Source organism: uncultured Aquimarina sp. (genome assembly GCF_947500065.1).
GTDB lineage: Bacteria > Bacteroidota > Bacteroidia > Flavobacteriales > Flavobacteriaceae > Aquimarina.
Map to the genome: position 1 here is coordinate 303014 of NZ_CANMQT010000006.1, position 20976 is coordinate 323989.

Consider the following 20976-nt stretch of genomic DNA (forward strand, 5'->3'; position numbering starts at 1 on the left):
TTGCTATAAGTTTTGTTACATCATCAAAACAAATCTATGTTTTGGAAATTTTTTGTCTCCAAAAAATAACAAATACTAATGTGATAATTGAAGGAGTTAGCCAAACCCATAGGGTACTTGAATTTAATGCAGCTAATAAAAAAGCAGTTACAGCGGCTCCATAAGCACCAGACATTTTACCGATATGATTAGATAGATAGGCAGTAGGATTTGTTTTAAATGCTTTATAGAGCTTAATATCTCTTACTATAGCCATTATGCCAAATCCTCCAAAAAAGAAGAATAAAGTGCTTTTAGGGATCTCTTGCGTTCGATTATAGATACCAATAAAGATCATTCCAAGAAAAACTAATCCCATACTACTGGTAATCGCGATATCTAATACTCCTAGAGTATGATGTTTCTTAAACCGAAGCACTCGGTTTCCTGAAATCACTAAGTAAATAGTGAAAATAGAGAGCAAATGCAATAATAGGTTTTCATGATTCGGTAATAGGGTGATAGGAATTGCAATCGAAGCACTAATAAACATTGCAATGGAAAATATGATTCCAGCTTTACGATGATAAAACCTTCCTTTTTTACCAACGATACTTACTAAACCAGATAACAACCCAATACCACCAAAGAAAGCGTGAATATAGATGAGTGTTAATGCTATTTGTTCCATCAGGTCGGTTAATAGTTATATTGTAAATGTATAACTGAAGGAACAAAAAATAAAATTATTGAGAAGAAATAAATTTCATGATGTAATACACTAATCTTGACGCTAGCCTTGCTGTACAATTGTCTACATCATATATAGGATTTAACTCTACTATATCAGCACTAATTAGTTTACCAGATTTACAAATTTGTTCAATTGCAACTAGTGCGATATCTACTGAAAACCCAAATGGAGAAGGAGCACTTACTCCAGGTGCATATGCAGCATTAAAACCATCTAGATCAATGGTTAGATATACGTGATCCACATGAGTTATAAAATCATCAATAGCGGAAATAACGTAGTCTTTGTTTTCGATTGTGAAACTTGTATTCTTGATATATTCTGCTTCAAGTTTATGAGCCGTTGCGAATAATTCTTTGTTATTAGATTCCTCCTGAATTCCTAAACAAAGGTATTTGAAACGATCGTTTTCTTTTGCGATTTGATAAAAAGGAGTACCAGAATTACATGCTCCTTTTACCTCTCTTAAGTCAAAATGTGCATCTAAATTAATGATTCCGATTGTAGTATTTGGTACGTGTTTTTTAATGCCATTATAATGTGCGTACGCTAGATCATGACCTCCACCTAGTATTATTGTAAAATACTTGTTATCAAGAATTTGAGACACTATCCTTGAAGTGTAACTTTGAGTACTTTCTAGATCATTATGATTACAGATAATATCTCCGGTGTCAACAATTTTAATAGTGTTTTCAAAGTGATTTGATAATGAACTTATCATCGTTCTTATAGCGTCTGGAGCTAAGGCAGCACCAATTCTTCCTGAATTTCTTTTAACTCCTTCGTCGCAAGCATATCCTAAAATTGCAAAGGCTGTATGTTCATTTTTAGGAAGTTCATTGTTTTCTAAATCAATACAAATCACTTTTTCATGAAGATATAGTTGATCATCAGAGGTTCGTCCTGTCCAGATGTCTGCATTCGTTTTTTTATAATTGTTCATTGGCTAAAATAATGCTTGTGTATAAAATATTGCACAGGTGTGTTGGTTGTTAAAATAATTTTTCTAAAATATTGTTTTCTAATATGTTAGGAATGGTTACTTTAAGTCCAGGTGTACGTTGCATTTCACGTTTAATAGCAAATAGAGCTTCTTCATTTCTTGCCCAACTTCTACGGGAAATACCATTATTTACATCATAAAATAACATGTTTTTTAAACGTCTGGAAGCTTCATCTGATCCGTCTAGCAACAATCCGAATCCACCATTCATTACTTCACCCCAACCAACACCACCTCCATTGTGAATGGATACCCAGGTCGCACCTCTAAAACTATCACCGATCACATTATGGATCGCCATGTCTGCCGTAAATTTGCTGCCATCATAAATATTGCTGGTTTCTCGGTACGGAGAATCCGTTCCGCTAACATCATGATGATCTCTACCTAAGACAACAGGAGCAGATATATCACCTGATTTAATAGCTTTATTAAACGCCTCAGCAATCTTTGCTCTTCCTTCCGCATCTGCGTATAGAATTCTGGCTTGAGAGCCTACAACGAGCTTATTTTGCTTCGCTTCGTTAATCCATGTAATATTATCTTGCATTTGCTGCTGAATTTCTTTTGGAGCGGTAGTTTTGATTTCTTGCATTACGTTTACGGCGATCTGATCTGTAGTGTCTAGATCTTCGGAATTACCTGAAGTGCATACCCATCTAAATGGTCCAAAACCATAATCAAAACACATAGGACCCAAAATGTCCTGTACATATGATGGATATTTAAAATCAATTTTGTTTTTCGCCATAACATCTGCACCGGCTCTTGATGCTTCTAAAAGAAATGCATTTCCATAATCAAAGAAATACGTCCCATTCGCCGTATGTTTATTGATCGCATCAGCATGTCTTCTAAGAGATTCCTGAACTTTTATTTTAAAAGTATCGGGATCATTTGCTATCATCTCATTAGATTCAGAATAGCTCATGCCAACAGGGTAATATCCTCCTGACCATGGATTGTGTAAGGATGTTTGGTCAGATCCGAGATGTATGTAGATGTTTTCGTCATAAAAACGTTCCCATACATCTACTATGTTTCCTTTGTAAGCAATAGAAACTACTTCTGCATTTCGAATAGCTTTTTGTACTCTTTCAACTAAACTGTTTAAATTATCTATAATTTCATCTACCCAACCTTGCTCATGGCGTTTTTCGGCAGCATCGGGATTTACCTCTGCGCAAACCGTGATACATTTAGCGATATTGCCTGCTTTGGGCTGTGCACCACTCATTCCTCCTAAACCAGCGGTAAGGAAAATCTTTCCAGCGGAGCTTTCTTCAGGTTTTAATGTTTTTCTAAAAGCATTCATTACGGTAATAGTTGTTCCATGGACAATACCTTGAGGACCGATATACATATAACTTCCTGCAGTCATTTGTCCGTATTGGGTAACGCCTAATGCATTATATTTTTCCCAATCATCCGGTTTGGAGTAATTTGGAATCATCATTCCATTTGTTACGACTACTCTTGGAGCTTCTTTTGATGATGGAAATAATCCCATAGGATGACCAGAATACATGTGTAATGTTTGTTCTTCTGTCATTGTAGCGAGATAATGCATAGTGAGCAGGTATTGTGCCCAGTTCTGAAATACAGCACCGTTCCCACCATAAGTGATTAACTCGAATGGATGCTGTGCTACTGCTGGATCCAAATTGTTTTGTATCATTAGCATAATCCCAGCAGCTTGCGCTGTATTAGCAGGATACTCTTGTATGTGTCTGGCGTACATTTCGTAATCTGGCATAAATCGATACATATAAATACGCCCGTATTCATTTAGTTCTTCAAGAAATTCTTTGGCTAATTCTTCATGCCAATCCGAAGGAAAATACCTTAGTGCGTTTCTAAGTGCCAATTTCTTTTCGTCAAGAGATAAGATTTGTTTCCTTTTAGGAGCTCTACTTATCTTTACGTTAAGTTTCCTTTTTGGAGGAAGTGTTTTGGGGATACCTGTTATGATTTGTTCTTTGAAAGTCGTCATACTATGTTGTGAAATTTCGGATCATATAGATGATCATTGAAATATTGTTTTGAGTTTACTTATTGTTCTGTATAGACTGCATCTCCACGTTTCCATACTTGAGAAGGAGTCAATTTACCTTGGTGGTATAATATTTCATTATAATTATCAGTAGAAAAAAGACAAAAATCTGCTAGTGTTCTTGAAGTCAGTTTACCACGATCTTCCAATTTTAAGGCTGCAGCAGCTCTGGTTGTAATTCCGGCTAATACTTCAGCATTACTAAGTTTTTGAAATGTTCCTAAAATACAGGCTTGCGTTAATAAATCTCCCATTGGTGCGGATCCAGGGTTCCAATCACTGGCAATTGCCAGAGCACCTCCTGCATCCAGAATCCTGCGTGCAGGAGTAAAATTACATCCTAAACCTATCGATGCTCCAGGAAGTGCTACGGATATTACATCACTTTCTGCCAGTATTTTAATTTCAGCATCTGTACTGGCTTCTAAGTGATCAGCACTTACCGCATTTATTTTTACGGCGATTTTACTGCCTCCAGGAGTAAATTGATCTGCATGAACAGTGATATCAAATCCCATTTCTATAGCTTTTTTGAAATACGGCTCTATATCTTCTTTAGAAAATGCACTTTGCTCAACAAAAGCGTCAATCCTATTCGTTAATTTTTCCTCTTTAAGTATTGGAAATAATGTTGATGCAATTTCATTTAAGTATTCTTGGTGATTTCCATCGTAATCTTTCGGTAGCATATGAGCTGCTAAACAGGTAGCTATTAGATCTGATTCTAGATTTAGATTAGCCTCTTTAATGGCTCTTAACATTTTGAGTTCTTCTTCTACAGAAAGTCCATAACCACTTTTTACTTCTACTGTAGTGATGCCATTTTTAAGAAGGTGATTAGCTCTTTTAATTACACCATGACAAAGTTCCTGTTGACTGGCGATTCTAGTATTGGTAACCGTGTCCCAAATTCCTCCTCCTGCTTTTGCGATCTCGAGATACGATTTTCCTGAGTTTCGCATGGCATAATCATTAGCTCTTGAACCAGAGAAACAAATGTGAGTATGCACATCGATAAATCCAGGAAGACAAACATAATCTGACTGTAGTTTTATAATTCTCACATCTAGATTGCTTGCAATTTCGGTTACATCATCATAATTTCCAATAGTATGTATATGCTCACCTTCAGTTAGAATCCCTGCGTTATGAATGACCTGCAATTCTTCATCTTTTAAAGCACCTTTTAGCGGTAATCCATCCATGGATATGAGTTGTGTGATGGGGCCAATAAGTTTGTACTTTGTCATAATTAATATGTTTCGAATTGATTAGAAAACTTGGTTTCTAAAGATAACTTTTCTTTTCTAGCTACTTCATTTGCTAGTGTAATGATCGTTTTGTTTTTAATAATACCAATTCCTTTTTCTATATCATCTGAAAAAACACGGTCTTTTTCTGCAAAAGAAACTTCTTTGCGTATGGTTTTATGAATTTCATCTAAAATCGCACCGGATTTCATAGGTTTTCTAAATTCAAATGCTTGTGCAGCTGTTAAAAGTTCTATAGCTAATATTTTTTCTACATTTTCAATAACTCTTAGTGCTTTTCTGCCCCCAATTGATCCCATACTTACATGATCTTCTTGTCCAAGGGAGGTTGGTATACTATCTGCACTAGAAGGAAAGCATAGTCCTTTATTTTCACTGGCTAATGCTGCAGTAGTATATTGTAGGATCATATAACCAGAGTTAATACCTGTATCCTCCATTAATAATTTAGGGACTCCAGGAGAATTACCTTCTAAAGCCAAATATATTCGTCGATCCGAGATGTTTCCAACTTCCGAAGCTGCAAGGCAAGCATAATCTATTGCCATAGCTAAAGGTTGTCCATGAAAACTTCCACCACTTATCGTTAGTTCTTCGTCAATGATTATAGGATTGTCGGTTACGGAGTTTAGTTCGATCTCTACTAATTCCTTAAGATGAAGCCAAGCATTTCTAGACGCTCCGTGCACTTGAGGAATGCACCTTAGTGAATATGGATCCTGAACACGATCACAATCGATATGATCTTCCATGATTTCGGATCCTTTTAGAAATGATTTTACTCTGGAAGCTACGTGGATATTACCTTTAAAGGGGCGTAGTTCGTGTAATTCATTATAAAAAGGTTTTACAGATCCTTGTAGTCCTTCTATCATCATGGCTCCAATAATATCTGCTTGCGAAAGGCAACTATGTAGTTTTTCTACAATTTTTACGGCATGAGCTGCTATAAACTGCGTTCCGTTAATGAGAGCAAGTCCTTCTTTTGGACCAAGATCTAAGGAGGATAATCCTGTTTCTTTAAATAAGCTTGAGGAAGTTACCTCACTATCTTTATATAACACCTTTCCTAGGCCAATTAAAGGTAGGAAAAGATGGGAGAGTGGTGCTAAATCTCCGGAAGCTCCTACAGAACCTTGAGAAGGAACAACAGGAATAGCATCATTATCAATATGCCAAAGGATACGATCCAAAGTGCTTTCTGCAATACCAGAATATCCTTTAGACAGTGACTGTAACTTTAGGATTAACATGAGTTTTGCTATTTCGGTATCAATAGGTTCGCCTACGCCAACACTATGACTTTTTAAGATGTTGGATTGAAGTATTTTGGTTTCTTCTTTAGAGATCATAGTGGTGCATAAAGGACCAAAACCTGTATTAATTCCATATACAGGGTGACCTTTATCTACAATGTTTTCTACTACCTGACGACTCTTCCTGATTTTTTCTCTGGAAGCCTCAGAAATAGTTCCTTTAATTTCTCCCGAAGCTATTTTTATTGCTATGCCAGCTGTTAGGTAATCTTCTCCGAATTGAAAGTTTGATGATGTTTCAGACATTATTTGCTATTGATAATTTGTATAAGCTAAGATAATTAGTATTTTTAATACCTATAAATACTAATTTTGTCAATAATTAATAACTATGGGTTATCAATTGGAATTACGTCATTTCACTTATTTTTTGGCAGTAGCAGAAGAATTACACTTTAGAAAAGCCGCTGAACGACTTTTTATTTCGCAACCTGGTTTAAGTAGGCAGATTAAGCAAATGGAAGAAATTATCGGAGCTGAACTGTTTATAAGAAATAAAAGAAATGTTAGTTTAACTGTCGCAGGTGAATATCTTAAAAAAGAAATTGCTTATATTTTTAATCATATAGATTTTACAGTAAAACAGACAGCATTAATTGATAAAGGAAGTGAAGGTGAAGTTAGAATTGGTTTTTTAGGCTCAGCGATTCAGACAGTGATACCGGAACTTTTAGTGAAGGTGGATGAAGAATATCCTAAAATTCAGTTCAGTCTTGAAGAAATGTCTAATTATGATCAAGTAAAAGCTATTGTAAGCGATGAATTGGATATAGGATTTGTAAGGTTAGCGAGAGTACCAGATGGGGTTTGTATAAAAGAAATACAGACAGATACATTCTCATTGGTTTTGCCAAAAGATCATCTGTTAAACAAAGAAAGCTTTAAAAGTGTAGCTCAGGTTTCTTCAGAACATTTTGTTTTATTTTCATCTGATTATAGTTCAATATATTATAATAAAATTATGAGTATCTGTGAGGATAAAGGATTTACTCCAATAGTTTCTCATAAATCGGTACATGCGCAAACGATTTTTAAGTTGGTCGAAAGTGGGTTAGGGGTAGCGATAGTACCAACTTCATTACAATATGGTTTTGATCTTAATGTCAAATTTTTAGAGATCCCAAACATAACTCAAAAGGCAGAGTTATCTGTTATTTGGAAAGAAGATAATCGTAATCCAGCTTTAGAGAAGGTTAAGAAATTTTTGTAGACCTACCCGAAATGGGTGGGAAATTACACTGGAAGCTTATGTAGATTTGCATCAAAAATTTTATTATTATTTAATTTATGATGTATATGAGGATTTTTAAAATTGCTATTTTGGGTTTATTGTTTACAATTATTTCTTGTAGTGAAGATGATGAGACTGTTTCATTTGTTTTAGCAGAGAATTTTTCTAAAGAAATTTATGAAAATCCAATTGAGGGAGTGAGTTTAGGTTTTGTAAATGGATCCTCAAATGAAGGAGATGTTTCTTTTTCCTTAGTATCTCAAGAGCAAGAAGGAGCTTTGTCAATTGATGAGCAGACAGGAGAATTATTTGTACTTGATAAAGATTTGTTTGATTATGAGGTAAATACCGTAATCACAGCAATTGTGGAAGTAACTAACGGCTCTGTTAGTGAGGAGATTACTGTAACTATTACTGTCTTGAATTTGGAAATTCCGCAAATAGGTTTGATTGCTTATTTTCCTTTTAACGGTGATGTTAATGATGAATCGGGAAATGGAAATGATGGAGTTTCAAGTTTAATATCTCCTTCCAAAGACAGGTTTAATATTGATGATAGCGCATTTGATTTTAGTGCTGCAGAATCTTTTATTGATTTAGGAGATTTAGATGTATTTTCAGGAAACGAGAATGCTTTTAGTGTATCTTTTTGGATGAAACCTACGGGAAGTTTAGAGAATAGTACGATACTATCAAAATTATCACAAATTGTAAGTTGTGGTGAAAACGAACAAGAATTTATTGTACGGATAAGAGAAGGAAGAATTGCTCCGATATATTATAAAAATTCTACAAGTTCATATAGAGGATATAGAGGAAACACTCCGTTGTTAGTAAATACTTGGTATCAAGTGGTGATTACGTATGATGGAAAAGTGAATACTAATGATGGAAAAGATCGATTGGACATTTATGTTAATGGTAATTTAGAGAAATTTACAATAAGTGAGCCTCAAGGAGCTACTCCATTTGATGTAGAGGATACTGATTCTCATTTGGGAATAGGGAATCGATTGGATAGTAATGGTAGTGTATGTGTAGATAGACCTTTTTTAGGAACGCTTGATGATGTAATATTTTATGATAGGAGTTTGCAGCTTGACGAAGTAGTTTTATTATCAAAAGATAGTTTTTAACAAAGCCTAAATAAAGATTAAAATGCTAGAACCTCACCTAAATATTTAACCATATTGAGGTGAGGTTTATCGATTAATTAGGCATCGAATAAAAGAACTGTTCTTCTACTATTTTGCCATCATTTACATTGTAAATGGCTAGTTCTTCTATTTGCATTCGCCCTTGACCTTTAAAAGTGCAATCCATTTTCATCTTACAGGAGAAATGATTTTCTGCAACTACTGGGTCAGAAACTTCTCCACCATGAAATTCTTCTACAGTCGCATACCAATCTTGACTTTTCTTGGTTACGGCATCTTTTCCAGAAACAATATGATTTGGAGCTCCAGGCATTTCTTTACTAACCACGTTGTCAGCATATAGTTCTTTTAAGGCTTGCATATTTTCGCCTTTGCGGCAAAGTTCTACTAAACGATTGGCTACATCTTGTGTATTCATTGGTCTAAAGTTTATTAATTTGTAATTGATTTGCGATGCTATTAAATTACAAAAAACTTCAATCCATATTTTTAAATAAATGTTATAATTTGCTTGTTAAGCAACTGCTTTTTTATAAACTGCCAGACAACGTTCTCTCGCCATTTTATGATCTACTATTGGTTTTGGGTATGTTAGTTCGTTAAAATCTTGAACCCAAGTGGTAATATATTCTAGTTTTTTATCGAATTTAGTTACCTGAGTAGTGGGGTTAAAAATTCTGAAATATGGAGCAGCATCTACACCAGAACCAGCTGCCCACTGCCAGTTACCTACATTGGCAGACATATCATAATCTAAGAGTTTTTCTGCAAAATAAGCTTCGCCCCAACGCCAATCAATCAATAGATGTTTACATAAAAAACTAGCGACTAACATTCTCACACGATTATGCATATAGCCAGTTTTATTAAGTTGGCGCATTCCAGCGTCTACCAATGGATATCCTGTTTCTCCTTTTTTCCAGGCTTCAAATTCATTTTCATTGTTTCTCCATTCTATTTGGTCGTATTTTGGTCTGAATGATTTCTCTTTAGTGTGCGGAAAGTGCCAAAGAATTTGCATAAAGAACTCACGCCATATTAATTGTGACCAAAAAACTTCATTCTCTTCAGTGATTGCTTTTTTTATCATGTTGCGCACACTAATAGTACCAAAACGTAGATGAGGACCTAATCCAGATGTGCCATTTTCTATTGCTGGGAAATTACGTGTATCTTCATAGTTTTTAATAAGAGTAGGAGTAACCAGATAGTTTGGTGTTTCGATAGGAGATTTTTTGAAACCTATATCGGATAATGATACGATAGGCAATCCGACGTCTTCAATTAAATTATTAAGATGTTTTCTGGTGTTATGTATGTTCAATTTCGATTGGCTAAATTGCTCTTTCCATTTGTTTTTATAAGGTGTGTAAACTACATAAGGGGTTCCGTCTGATTTTACAATTTCATTTCTCTCGAAAATCACCTGATCTTTAGAGGTGTTAAATTCGATAGTATTGTTTTGTAATATTTTCTTTATCTCCTGATCCCTCTTTATTGCATAGGGTTCGTAATCATGATTAGTGTATACTTTCTCAATATCATAAGTTTTCATTAAATCATTAAAAATATCTACAGGTTGGCCATGAAAAAAAGCAACAGAACTATCATAATCTTGTATTAACTCTTTGCGTATATCTTGAAGCATATCATATATAAATGATAATCTTGCATCGTCTTCTGGGAGTTTGTTTAGTATTTCGGTATCAAATATAAAAATAGGTAAAACGGGTAGATCATCTTTTAGGGCTTTAAGAAGTCCAATGTTATCATCAAGCCTTAGGTCTCTTCTAAACCAAAATATATTTACTTTTTGGAGCATATTAATTTATGTTTAATGTAGATATTCCTCCATCTACACCTAACACTTGACCAGTAATCCAACTACTATCATCACTTAATAAGAATTTTGCAGTATTGGCAATGTCCTCAGCTTCTCCAACTCGTTTAAGAGGGTGTCTTTCATTCATTTTTTCTCGCTTCTTTTCATTACCTAATAATCTTTCCGCTAAAGGAGTGTCTGTTAAAGATGGAGCAATTACATTAACTCTAAATTTAGGAGCATACTCAGCTGCCAGTGCTTTTGCAAAGCCTTCTATAGCCCCTTTTGCTGCAGCTACACTTGTGTGAAAAGGCATACCAACTTTTACAGCAACGGTACTAAAGAAAATTAAACTAGCTTGTTCCGATTTTTTTAATTGTGGAAGAATTGAATGCATTATTTTAACTAAAAACATAAAATTAATCTGCATATCTTCCTGAAAAATATCTGGACTTAACATTTTAAAAGGTTTAAGATTGATACTTCCTGGACAGTATACAAAACCATCTAGCTGGTCCGGTAATTTTGAGGTGTCGATTTCGTCTGTAGAAGCATCATATGGAATATGAGTAACCTCTAATTTTCCTAGGTTTTCCGAGGTTCGAGAAGCTATAAAGATATTATGGTCATTATATAACTTTAATGCTATCTCGAATCCAATTCCGTGACTACCACCAATAAGTAAAATATTTTTTCTCATTCTTTGTTTTCTAAATAATTAAATGGTCTAAGCTTGATTTTCTAAAACTCCAAATAGTTCAATTAACTTCCTTTCTCTATAATCAAATATTTCTTTTAGTTTTGGTTTTACTAAAAAGGGATGTACTAATTGTCCTAAAATACCAAAGGGAATCTTGTAATCAATAACATCTTCCATTTCGACACCTCCAGGAATTTCTTTGATAAAATGTTTGTGATGCCAAAGAGCGTATGGTCCAAATCGTTGTTCATCTACAAAATATTCTTTATCCACTGCTTGAGTGATTTCTGTCACCCATTTAGTTTTAATGCCAGCTACCGGAGTAACGATATACTGAATGATTTGTCCTGCATACATTTTTCTATCAGCGCCAGATAAAATTTTAAATCCCATATAATCTGGAGTTATAGTCTTTAAATTATTAGGGTCAGATAGGAAATCCCATGCTTCCTGAAGAGAAATGGGTAGATTTTGTTTTGCTCGTAAGGTGTATATTTTCATTGTAAACCTTTTTTAAGGATAAAGGTACAATCATTTTTGTTTATTTTTTATGAAAAAAAGTTAAACAAAATTAAAAATAGGATTTTGCCCAAGATTTTGCTTCTTCAAGACTCTCAAAAAAGGCAAAAGACTTATCAAATAACTTTTGTTCAATAATAGCTTTGTCACGCTCTGTTTTTTCTTTTGAGACTATAGCTAAGCCTTTCATATTAGACAATTGTCCTTGTTTATATACCTCTGTTGATACTTCGTGGCTGTTTTTTCTATTAGTAATCATAATAAAGTTCTGGCCATTATAGTAAGAGCGAAGTTTTTTTCTTATAGAATTTGCTTTGTTAAGGGTAAGTATAACGTCTTTGTTTACCGTTATAACGGCAAATTTTTCATAAAACTCAATAGTACAAAAATCAGTAGTGTGTAACTCCATTGGGAGGAAGTTTAATATTTTATAAATATATGTTAATAGGATGAATTGTGTAATTGAAACTCTAAAAAGAATTAAATATTGACTATTGTTCCATCTTTTTAGAAGTAATTTTAGAATTAATCAGGAATAAGTATGCTATTTGACTTATACCAAGAAAACAGTACACAGGAAATCTCATTTTTTTGTAAAAAATATAAAAATCCCCATATTCAGGGATTAAGCAGGAAAGCTTAAGTATCATATAAGGTATGCTTGGTAGTGAAACTCCATAAAGCAGAACAATAAAAACGATGGTGATAACCTGTGTGTTTTGTTTGATGTTAAAATCTGACGAAAATTTATATTTTCTATAATTTATGTATAGTAATATCAGAAGAATTACAAAATCTATAAATACTAAAATCATAACAGGTAATCATAAGAGTTTGATAACAATATACTAAATTTTATGAGTGTTATTTAACAATCGTTACAGCAGTTTTCAGGTTTTACAAGTTTACAAGTAAGGACAGCTAATAGTGCTCCGATTATTGGGGCTGTCATATATAGCCATTGATGTTCCCAATGACCAGATAATAGAGCAGGTCCCAAGGATCTTGCCGGATTCATTGAAGCATTAGTCATAGGTCCAGCAAACATAGCTTCTAGAAGAACAACACCTCCAATAGCAATTCCGGCCATCATACCTACTTCTTTTGATCCGGTTGATACGTTTATTATGACTAACATTAAAAAGTAAGTAAGAAGTAATTCTAATACAAATGCTCTGAGATCATCAAAAGAGGGTAGTGTTCCACCAAGAAATTCACTTTCAGGAAATAAAAAAAGCAAAATACTGCTAGCAGCAATTGCTCCAATGCATTGAGCCAAGATATATTTTGGAACTTCTTTCCATTCGAATTTTTTTGCATAAGCAAAAGCGATAGTAACAGCAGGATTAAAATGCGCTCCTGAGATATCGCCAAACGCATAGATCATTGCCATAACTATTAAACCCCAGGTAACCGCAATACCTACATGAGTCACATCACCTCCAGTTATTTCATTGATTGTCATGGCTCCTGTTCCACAAAATACCATAGAAAATGTACCAATTACTTCTGATATATATTTACGTCTCATATTGTTAGAAATGACAACAAATATAGTACTAGTTATTTTAAGTTTTTGTTAACTGTTAATGTATGTGTAATTATTATTTTCGTTGTTAGTAAACTAATTAATAGACTAAATTTAAACACAATGAAAAAGATCATCTTATTCGTATCTGCAGCCTTATTATCATTTGGTATTGAAGCTCAGGTAAAAACTCCGCAGCCTAGCCCTTTATCTAAAGTAGAGCAAGTGGTTGGCTTGACAGATGTTTCTCTTGAATATTCTCGTCCTAGTATGAAAGGACGTACTATTTTTGGAAACTTAGTGCCTTTTGATAAATTATGGAGAACAGGAGCTAACAAGAATACTCAAATCACTTTTAGTGATGATGTAAAAGTAGAAGGAAGTGAACTTAAGAAAGGAACGTATGCTATCTTTACTAAACCAGGAAAAGAAACTTGGGAAGTTATTTTCTATAGCGACGCTAGTAATTGGGGTACACCTCAAAAATGGGATGACAGCAAAGTAGCTGCTAAAGCAACTGTAAAAACAAATACATTACCATTTAATGTAGAAACATTTACTGTAATGTTTAGTGAATTCAAAATGGATGGAGCTACAATGAATTTTGTATGGGAAAATACAGAAGCTGCTATTAAAATAGAAGTTCCTACAAAGAAAATTGCTGCTGCTAGTATAGAAGCTGTAATGGCAGGACCATCTCCTAATGATCATTATCAAGCGGCTGTATTTTATAAAGATACTGAGGATTATGCTAAAGCAAAACAACACATAGAAAAAGCAGTAGCGGGTAGAGCAGATGCTTTTTGGTATCACAGACAGCATTCTTTAATTTTAGCTAAAAATGGAGATAAAGATGGAGCAATAAAAGCTGCTAAAACATCTTTAGAACTTGCGGAAAAAGCTAAAAATGCAGATTACGTAAAGTTAAATAAAGACTCCCTTGCAGAGTGGGGAGCTAAATAAATACTCTTTTTTTTTACACAAATCAAAAGCGTTTGATCAATAGATCAAACGCTTTTTTGTTTCGAATTAGTCTTCGATATCTAAAAAGAAAATATCCTCCACAGGTTTTTTGAATAGTTTAGCAATTTTCAAAGCTAAAACAGTAGAAGGAACGTATTTGTTCTTTTCCATAGCATTGATTGTTTGTCTGCTCACTCCAATTTTTTTAGCTAAATCTGCTTGTGTAAGATCAAGAATAGCTCTTTCAATTTTTATCCTATTCTTCATGATTCGATTTTTTATAAATAACATAGTTAAATCGAAGAATAAATATGAGCAAGGGTGTAAACATATTGTAAATTAACACGTGAATGTACCTTATGTCGTATATAAAAAGAGTTGCAAATAGCAAAATGATATAATTTACTATAACTGCCCAAACCAAAGAATCTAACCTGGTTTTTGAAATAAACTCATCTTCGATTTTTTCCTTGGAGAAAGACACTAATAGGCCACCAATTATAATCACGATTACTATTATTTCGTCTAAAATGTTATTCTCAATGATTCTTAAAAACCCATTATTCTCTTTGAGAAAAGAATCATAGTGGAATAATGAGATAACTTTAGTTTTTATTAAGTTTGACTCATAATCATTGATAGTGAGTAAAACTCCTGATACGATACCTGTAATAAATAACACCCATCCTGGCTTTTTAAATTTGTTCTGTAATAAATATTTCATCTTGTTCGATTTTTGATTAATAAATCAAATGTAGTGTTATTTTTACAAAATGTAAAATAAACTTTACATTTTGTAAAATATTTAATACTTTGTATAGGTTTTAAATAGTATTAGCTATTCATACTGTAAGTTAATCTTATTTCTAACAGTATCTAATAAATTAATTAATTGTAGACTTGTCTCAAAGGTCATGACTGTACTTTCCATAGTGCCTTGAGCGAGCATTTCTTGTACATGGATCGCTTCAAAACTATAGCCATTTGTGCTAACAGGAAACTCATGTAATTTTGAAATCCCATTCTTGGTAATAATTACTGAAGAAGGTTCGTGAAAACGAGTATTTATCGTGATGATTCCTTTTTCTAATTCAATAATAGCTTCCGTATTTGTTTCTTTAGTAATTGAAGAGTATAAAGAAGCCTGAACATTATTTTTATAGGTTAGTAACATGGTACAATTTTCATCAATACCATTTTTGTCGAATGTGGCATTTGCTTCGATTTTATCTGGATTTCCTAAAATGCTTAGTGCAGCAAATAAAGGATAAATCCCTACATCCAGTAAGCTACCTCCTCCTAATTTCTTATTGAATAACCTGTTTTTAGGATCATAGGAGCTTGCGAAACCAAAATCAGCTTTTAAGTTTTTAATTGTGCCAAGGTCATTAGATTTTATTGCTTTTAAAGCATATATGTAATGTGGCAAGAAGTAAGTCCATAATGCTTCCATTAGAAAAGTATTATTCCGTTTTGCAACAGCAATCATCTCTTTTACTTGCTTACTGTTCATTGCAAATGGTTTTTCGCATAATACCGCCTTTTTATGATGAAGACACATTAGTGTATTTTCGTAGTGAAACACATGAGGAGTAGCTATGTAGATAATATCTACCTTGGGATCTGTTATAAGCTCTTGATAACTTCCGTAACACCGAAAAACATTGTATGCTTTTCCAAAATCTTTAGCCTTTTTTGTATCTCTGCTTGCCACTGCATATAATGTTGCGTTAGGAATGGTCGCCAAGTCTTCTGCAAATTTATGTGCAATTTTACCGCAACCGATGATTCCCCAGCAATACTTTTTTTTCATGGTCATTAATTCTCTTAATTGTTATTTAGGTGATTGAAAAATAAGGGAAAATGCCCTTTTTTTTTAATTTCTGATGATTATCTTTTTCGAGTTTTTTATTAAAATTTAATGTTGATTTTTTTATAAATCGTTTAATTATTTAACATAAATATAAAACATGTGCATATACCGATTAAATTTTTTGATGTGTAATTAATTATAGGTAAATTTAAAACACTCACTTTTAAAACCAAACCATAATGAAAAATCAAACTACTTCAAAAGAATCTCCAAACCGACAGACACATACCCTTAGATTAAGACGTATGAAAGATGAACTTTCTGCAATGCTTTTAGATTTGCATTCGTATCGCTGCGAACCCTGTACACCAGATATGCATAGACAATTCTTAGAATTGGATGATAGTGGACGTAAGTTATCACAAACGATTAGTAAAGCCTCGGATTTATTAAAGGATTCTGTAAAGCTTTCTAAAGAAATAGGAGATGAGGTTTTTAGGGTGATGAAAAAATACCATAAATTTCAGAAAAATTTATCCTCTTATAGGTCAGAAGCAGTTGTACATCATTAAGATGCTTTATTACGATACTAAAAAACCTCAATTAAAATAATTGAGGTTTTTTTTTCGTATTCCTTAGTTGTTACTAGTGTAGATGGCGTGTTATTTTTTTAATAACCCTAACATATTCAATTATATAAAGTGATGAAAATACTTTTAATTGGATTGGAGATGAAATTAGATTTGATCTTTGTGTATAAAACCTAATAGAAATCAAAGGGTTTATTGTTGGTGAGCTGTTAGTAATTCTTATATTTGAAAACACAAAATCATACATATCATTTACAAATGGTATGTCATACCAAAAAACATTATAGAGCGAATGAATCTCTTACAAGGCAAAACTGCAATTATCACTGGTGCTACTCGTGGTATTGGAAAAGGAATAGCACAAGTTTTTGCAAAACAAGGTGCAAACGTGGCATTTACATATAGTTCTTCTGTAGATGCAGCAAAAGATTTAGAAAAAGAATTGAATGATTTAGGTGTTCAAGCAAAAGCATATCAAAGTAATGCTGCTAGTTTTGAGGAATCTGAGAGCTTAGCGAAAGATGTTCTAGATACTTTTGGAAGCATAGATATATTGGTCAATAACGCTGGGATTACTAAAGATAATTTACTTATGAGAATGAGTGAAGAGGATTTTGATAAGGTAATCGAAGTCAATCTTAAAAGTGTTTTTAATATGACTAAAGCAGTGCAAAGAACAATGCTTAAGCAACGTAGCGGAAGTATAATTAATATGAGTTCTGTTGTTGGGGTAAAAGGAAATGCAGGTCAAGCAAATTATGCTGCTTCTAAAGCAGGTATTATTGGTTTTTCTAAATCAGTTGCTTTAGAATTGGGTTCTAGAAATATACGTAGCAATGTGATTGCTCCAGGTTTTATTGAAACCGAAATGACAGGTAAGCTTGATGAAAAAGTTGTAGATGAATGGAGAAAAGCTATACCTTTAAAAAGAGGTGGAGCTCCAGAAGATATAGCTAATGCTTGTTTGTTTTTAGCAAGTGAGTTAAGTGGATATGTTACAGGACAAGTACTTAATGTAGATGGAGGAATGCTAACCTAAGTTAAATTCTCGAATTACGTTTAACGATTTTTGATTAGTTTTTTAATAAGTTTAAGATCTTTTTAATTAAATGTGATTATTTTCAGGCTTCTAATTAACTACCTTAAAATTTGAAAAACAAAAATTGTAAATCTGAACTCTTAGATCGTAATTAACAAGAATGCAGACACAAAATATAGTATTGATTATTATAGCAGGCATAATTGCATTGATTATTGCGCTATTTCAATATATGAATAAAGCAAAGAATAGAACCAAAAGGAATCTGTTTTTTGCTTTTTTACGTTTCTTAAGTGTTTTTGCATTGTTGATTTTACTAATTAATCCTACATTCAGGAAGAATTCTTATTATACGGAAAAACCTACTTTAGTAGTTGCCATTGATAATTCTTCCTCAATACATCATCTAAATCAAGGTCAGTCGGTATCACAGTTTGTTGATAGGATTCAAAAAAATGAAGAACTTAAGGAACGATTTGATATAAAATACTATTCGTTTTCTAATGAATTAAAAGACACCTTAAGTTTAACGTTTGATCAGAAACAAACCAATATTTCTAAAGCATTAGAAAATTTAGATCAGATATACAAAAATTCTAATGCGCCAACGATATTGGTTACTGATGGTAATCAGACCTATGGTAGAGATTATCAATATAGTAGTAAGACATATAAACAACAAGTTTTCCCAATAATTACGGGAGATACTGCTAAAGTAACTGACACAAAAATTCAACAGCTTAATGTAAATCGTTATGCATACCTTAAGAATAAATTTCCGGTAGAGGTCATTCTTACCTATTCTGGTTTAGAAAGTATCAATACAAGATTTGAGGTTAAATCTGGTCGGAATACAATATATTCTCAACCTGTTTCTTTCTCTGAAGAAAATAACTCTAAAGTAATTAATTTTACACTAGCTGCTAATACTGCAGGAGTACTGAAGTATAGAACGACGTTAATTCCGGTAGAAAATGAGAAGAACACTATAAATAATAGCAAAGATTTTGCGGTAGAAGTAATTGATCAAAAAACAAACGTATTATTGATCAGTGATCTAATGCATCCAGATTTAGGAGCGATTAAAAAAAGTGTTGAAAGTAATGAACGTAGAAGTCTTACGATCATAAAGCCTACAGAGGTGAAAGATCTAGAAGAATATCAGCTTATTATTTTATATCAACCTAATGCTCGGTTTAATGGAGTTTACAAAAAACTAGAAGGTACTAGAAAAAATTATTTCACAATAACTGGAGCTAAAACTGATTGGGCATTTCTTAATAAAATCCAAAAGAAGTACAGACAAGAGATTACTAGACAAACTGAGTATTACTTACCGAGATTTAATCCTAACTACGGAACTTTCTTGATAGAAGATATTGGTTTCAACGGGTATCCACCACTGATTGGTGCATTTGGAGAAATATATATGAATTCCTCTTATGATATGTTATTACAAAGAAATATAGGTAATATTACTACTGAGGAACCTCTATTAGTTACTATAGAGGAGAATGGTATAAGAGAGGCAGTTTTATTCGGAGACGGAATATGGAGATGGAGAGCGCAGGATTATTTGGATAATAAAAATTTTAAGAGCTTTGATGAATTATTTGGAAAGTTGATCCAATATTTAGCCTCTAACAAAAGAAAAAGTAGATTAAATACCATTTCAGAATCTTTTTATTATGGTAACGCAAGTATTAAAATCAAAGCAGAGTATTTTACCAAAAACTATGAATTTGATCGTAGAGGGAGCTTAAATATTGTGGTTAAAAATAAAGATACTGAAGCATCTCAGACGATACCAATGTTATTGAAAAACAATTCGTATGAGGCTGATCTTAGTAGTTTGTCGTCCGGGAATTATGATTACACTGTAATGGTCGCAGGTGAAAATATATCACGTTCTGGAAGTTTTAGCATTTTAGATTATGATGTAGAACAACAATTACTTAATGCAGATGTAACAAAACTAATACAAGTAGCGACTAATACTGATGGAAAGGCTTATTTTATGAATCAAAATGAAATCTTGATTCGTGATCTAATTGAGGATCAGAGATATCAGGCAATCCAGAAGAGCAAGGAAAATATCGTATCTTTAATAGATTGGAAATATCTTTTGGCAATTATAATATTATTGCTCTCTATAGAGTGGTTTATGAGAAAATATAATGGGCTTATTTAAAATTAAAAATTTAAAAATTTATCATGGAAAAATTACCTAAAATAGGGTTACCTATTCTTATTATTGTTGTTTTAGTAATAGTTTTTATTACAAAATCTACAATTACTATTAGCTCTGGAGAAGCTGGAGTACTTTATAAAACTTTTGATGAAGGAGTTGTGACTGATGAACCTCCTCTTGGAGAAGGGTTTCATTTAGTGGCTCCATGGAATAAAGTAATTGTTTATGAAGTAAGGCAACAAGAAGTTTTTGAAAAAATGCAAGTACTTTCTTCTAATGGTCTGGAGATAAAATTAGACGCATCGGCTTGGTTTCAGCCGCAATATGAAAAGTTGGGGCTATTACACCAACAAAAAGGAGAGAATTATGTACAACGAATATTATTACCAACGATAAGATCTGCGGCTCGTAGTGTAGTCGGTAGGTATACTCCAGAACAATTGTATTCTAGTAAGAGAGATGTAATTCAGAAAGAGATTTATGAAGAAACAAAAAAGATTGTAGGGAATCAATTTATTCAATTAAATGAAGTTTTGGTGCGTGATGTAACTTTACCTCCAACAATCAAGGAAGCTATTGAGCGTAAATTAAGACAAGAGCAAGAATCATTAGAGTATGAGTTTAAATTAACGAAAGCTCAAAAAGAGGCCGAAAGACAAAAAATTGATGCAGAAGGTAAAGCCATTGCTAACCAAATTCTAAGTGCTTCATTAACAGATAAAATTCTTACAGAAAAAGGAATTGAAGCCACTTTAGAATTAGCTAAATCTACTAATGCTAAAGTGATAGTAATAGGCTCAGGTGAAAGTGGAATGCCTATAATCCTAGGAAATCAGTAGAAAAAGATATATCTAGTATATCTTCTAAGTTTATAACCATCATAAAATATGAGAATATTTTATGGTGGTTTTTTTATGCGCGTTAGTTAATCTTAAAATGTAGTAAAATATTCGCATACTAAACCTAGGGAATAATACTGTTAATTATTTTTTTTTGAAATGACTTGTACTTCAAAAATAGTTGGGTTACTAAGAATGAATTTAA

General features: G+C 33.0%; 21 protein-coding genes. 7 read left to right on the plus strand and 14 right to left on the minus strand.

What is annotated here, in order from left to right:
* Positions 1–34 precede the first annotated feature (34 nt).
* The 5 genes from Q0975_RS18530 to hutH are packed head-to-tail and all read right to left on the minus strand — an operon-like array spanning position 35 to position 6625.
* Positions 35–670: a hypothetical protein gene (locus Q0975_RS18530; protein ID WP_299439376.1), complete on the minus strand. Its 636-nt coding sequence runs from the start codon at positions 668–670 to the stop codon at positions 35–37.
* 55 nt (positions 671–725) lie between these two features.
* Positions 726–1679: a formimidoylglutamase gene (hutG, locus tag Q0975_RS18535; protein ID WP_299439378.1), complete on the minus strand. Its 954-nt coding sequence runs from the start codon at positions 1677–1679 to the stop codon at positions 726–728.
* Positions 1680–1728: 49 nt separating this feature from the next.
* Positions 1729–3732: a urocanate hydratase gene (locus tag Q0975_RS18540; protein ID WP_299439380.1), complete on the minus strand. Its 2004-nt coding sequence runs from the start codon at positions 3730–3732 to the stop codon at positions 1729–1731.
* Between the two features lie 59 nt (positions 3733–3791).
* Positions 3792–5042 carry an imidazolonepropionase gene (hutI, locus tag Q0975_RS18545; protein ID WP_299439382.1) on the minus strand — a complete coding sequence of 417 codons (1251 nt, stop codon included), beginning with the start codon at positions 5040–5042 and terminating at the stop codon, positions 3792–3794.
* A 2-nt stretch (positions 5043–5044) separates the two neighbouring features.
* Positions 5045–6625 carry a histidine ammonia-lyase gene (gene hutH / locus Q0975_RS18550; RefSeq protein WP_299439384.1) on the minus strand — a complete coding sequence of 527 codons (1581 nt, stop codon included), beginning with the start codon at positions 6623–6625 and terminating at the stop codon, positions 5045–5047.
* Between the two features lie 85 nt (positions 6626–6710).
* On the opposite strand from hutH, the gene Q0975_RS18555 reads away from it, so the two are divergent.
* Both Q0975_RS18555 and Q0975_RS18560 read left to right on the plus strand, forming a co-directional pair.
* A complete protein-coding gene (locus Q0975_RS18555) occupies positions 6711–7589 on the plus strand; it encodes a LysR family transcriptional regulator (protein ID WP_299439386.1) in 879 nt (292 codons plus the stop codon).
* 86 nt (positions 7590–7675) lie between these two features.
* Entirely contained in the window at positions 7676–8746 is a 1071-nt protein-coding gene (locus Q0975_RS18560; protein ID WP_299439388.1) for a LamG-like jellyroll fold domain-containing protein, read from the plus strand.
* Between the two features lie 73 nt (positions 8747–8819).
* Here Q0975_RS18560 and Q0975_RS18565 read toward each other — a convergent pair whose 3' ends face one another.
* From Q0975_RS18565 to Q0975_RS18590, 6 genes are all read right to left on the minus strand, one after another.
* Positions 8820–9185, minus strand: coding sequence for a SnoaL-like domain-containing protein (locus tag Q0975_RS18565; protein WP_299439390.1), 366 nt, complete (start codon positions 9183–9185; stop codon positions 8820–8822).
* A gap of 96 nt (positions 9186–9281) precedes the next feature.
* The gene (locus Q0975_RS18570; RefSeq protein WP_299439392.1) at positions 9282–10589 is read right to left on the minus strand and encodes a deoxyribodipyrimidine photo-lyase; all 1308 of its coding nucleotides are present in this window, start codon (positions 10587–10589) and stop codon (positions 9282–9284) included.
* Position 10590: 1 nt separating this feature from the next.
* Positions 10591–11289, minus strand: coding sequence for an SDR family oxidoreductase (locus Q0975_RS18575; RefSeq protein ID WP_299439394.1), 699 nt, complete (start codon positions 11287–11289; stop codon positions 10591–10593).
* A gap of 27 nt (positions 11290–11316) precedes the next feature.
* Positions 11317–11790: an SRPBCC family protein gene (locus Q0975_RS18580; RefSeq protein WP_299439396.1), complete on the minus strand. Its 474-nt coding sequence runs from the start codon at positions 11788–11790 to the stop codon at positions 11317–11319.
* Between the two features lie 70 nt (positions 11791–11860).
* Positions 11861–12217, minus strand: a complete 357-nt coding sequence (locus Q0975_RS18585; RefSeq protein WP_299439398.1) for a hypothetical protein — start codon at positions 12215–12217, stop codon at positions 11861–11863.
* 459 nt (positions 12218–12676) lie between these two features.
* A complete protein-coding gene (locus Q0975_RS18590; RefSeq protein ID WP_299439400.1) occupies positions 12677–13339 on the minus strand; it encodes an MIP family channel protein in 663 nt (220 codons plus the stop codon).
* 120 nt (positions 13340–13459) lie between these two features.
* Here Q0975_RS18590 and Q0975_RS18595 point away from each other — a divergent pair, with 120 nt between their 5' ends.
* Positions 13460–14299 (plus strand): DUF2911 domain-containing protein, encoded by an 840-nt coding sequence (locus tag Q0975_RS18595; protein WP_299439402.1) that lies wholly within the window; start codon positions 13460–13462, stop codon positions 14297–14299.
* A 66-nt stretch (positions 14300–14365) separates the two neighbouring features.
* Here the strand turns inward: Q0975_RS18595 and Q0975_RS18600 are convergent, their stop codons facing one another.
* From Q0975_RS18600 to Q0975_RS18610, 3 genes are all read right to left on the minus strand, one after another.
* Positions 14366–14569, minus strand: a complete 204-nt coding sequence (locus Q0975_RS18600) for a helix-turn-helix transcriptional regulator (RefSeq protein ID WP_299439581.1) — start codon at positions 14567–14569, stop codon at positions 14366–14368.
* Complete coding sequence (locus Q0975_RS18605) at positions 14556–15023, minus strand: hypothetical protein (protein ID WP_299439404.1); 468 nt, start codon at positions 15021–15023, stop codon at positions 14556–14558. The genes Q0975_RS18600 and Q0975_RS18605 overlap by 14 nt, the downstream gene beginning before the upstream one ends.
* Positions 15024–15137: 114 nt before the next feature.
* A complete protein-coding gene (locus tag Q0975_RS18610; RefSeq protein WP_299439406.1) occupies positions 15138–16112 on the minus strand; it encodes a Gfo/Idh/MocA family oxidoreductase in 975 nt (324 codons plus the stop codon).
* 239 nt (positions 16113–16351) lie between these two features.
* Here Q0975_RS18610 and Q0975_RS18615 point away from each other — a divergent pair, with 239 nt between their 5' ends.
* The 4 genes from Q0975_RS18615 (at position 16352) to Q0975_RS18630 (ending at position 20771) form a co-directional block, all read left to right on the plus strand.
* Positions 16352–16684, plus strand: a complete 333-nt coding sequence (locus Q0975_RS18615; RefSeq protein ID WP_299439408.1) for a hypothetical protein — start codon at positions 16352–16354, stop codon at positions 16682–16684.
* A 310-nt stretch (positions 16685–16994) separates the two neighbouring features.
* Positions 16995–17741, plus strand: a complete 747-nt coding sequence (gene fabG / locus Q0975_RS18620; RefSeq protein WP_299439410.1) for a 3-oxoacyl-[acyl-carrier-protein] reductase — start codon at positions 16995–16997, stop codon at positions 17739–17741.
* A 160-nt stretch (positions 17742–17901) separates the two neighbouring features.
* The gene (locus tag Q0975_RS18625; RefSeq protein ID WP_299439412.1) at positions 17902–19932 is read left to right on the plus strand and encodes a VWA domain-containing protein; all 2031 of its coding nucleotides are present in this window, start codon (positions 17902–17904) and stop codon (positions 19930–19932) included.
* Between the two features lie 23 nt (positions 19933–19955).
* Complete coding sequence (locus tag Q0975_RS18630; RefSeq protein ID WP_299439414.1) at positions 19956–20771, plus strand: prohibitin family protein; 816 nt, start codon at positions 19956–19958, stop codon at positions 20769–20771.
* Positions 20772–20976 lie beyond the last annotated feature (205 nt).

Coding starts and splice junctions, on each gene's coding strand:
- Q0975_RS18530 (WP_299439376.1), bottom strand. CDS start 670: ATGGAACAAATAGCATTAACACTCATCTATATTCACGCTTTCTTTGGT.
- hutG (WP_299439378.1), bottom strand. CDS start 1,679: ATGAACAATTATAAAAAAACGAATGCAGACATCTGGACAGGACGAACC.
- Q0975_RS18540 (WP_299439380.1), bottom strand. CDS start 3,732: ATGACGACTTTCAAAGAACAAATCATAACAGGTATCCCCAAAACACTT.
- hutI (WP_299439382.1), bottom strand. CDS start 5,042: ATGACAAAGTACAAACTTATTGGCCCCATCACACAACTCATATCCATG.
- hutH (WP_299439384.1), bottom strand. CDS start 6,625: ATGTCTGAAACATCATCAAACTTTCAATTCGGAGAAGATTACCTAACA.
- Q0975_RS18555 (WP_299439386.1), top strand. CDS start 6,711: ATGGGTTATCAATTGGAATTACGTCATTTCACTTATTTTTTGGCAGTA.
- Q0975_RS18560 (WP_299439388.1), top strand. CDS start 7,676: ATGAGGATTTTTAAAATTGCTATTTTGGGTTTATTGTTTACAATTATT.
- Q0975_RS18565 (WP_299439390.1), bottom strand. CDS start 9,185: ATGAATACACAAGATGTAGCCAATCGTTTAGTAGAACTTTGCCGCAAA.
- Q0975_RS18570 (WP_299439392.1), bottom strand. CDS start 10,589: ATGCTCCAAAAAGTAAATATATTTTGGTTTAGAAGAGACCTAAGGCTT.
- Q0975_RS18575 (WP_299439394.1), bottom strand. CDS start 11,289: ATGAGAAAAAATATTTTACTTATTGGTGGTAGTCACGGAATTGGATTC.
- Q0975_RS18580 (WP_299439396.1), bottom strand. CDS start 11,790: ATGAAAATATACACCTTACGAGCAAAACAAAATCTACCCATTTCTCTT.
- Q0975_RS18585 (WP_299439398.1), bottom strand. CDS start 12,217: ATGGAGTTACACACTACTGATTTTTGTACTATTGAGTTTTATGAAAAA.
- Q0975_RS18590 (WP_299439400.1), bottom strand. CDS start 13,339: ATGAGACGTAAATATATATCAGAAGTAATTGGTACATTTTCTATGGTA.
- Q0975_RS18595 (WP_299439402.1), top strand. CDS start 13,460: ATGAAAAAGATCATCTTATTCGTATCTGCAGCCTTATTATCATTTGGT.
- Q0975_RS18605 (WP_299439404.1), bottom strand. CDS start 15,023: ATGAAATATTTATTACAGAACAAATTTAAAAAGCCAGGATGGGTGTTA.
- Q0975_RS18610 (WP_299439406.1), bottom strand. CDS start 16,112: ATGAAAAAAAAGTATTGCTGGGGAATCATCGGTTGCGGTAAAATTGCA.
- Q0975_RS18615 (WP_299439408.1), top strand. CDS start 16,352: ATGAAAAATCAAACTACTTCAAAAGAATCTCCAAACCGACAGACACAT.
- fabG (WP_299439410.1), top strand. CDS start 16,995: ATGAATCTCTTACAAGGCAAAACTGCAATTATCACTGGTGCTACTCGT.
- Q0975_RS18625 (WP_299439412.1), top strand. CDS start 17,902: ATGCAGACACAAAATATAGTATTGATTATTATAGCAGGCATAATTGCA.
- Q0975_RS18630 (WP_299439414.1), top strand. CDS start 19,956: ATGGAAAAATTACCTAAAATAGGGTTACCTATTCTTATTATTGTTGTT.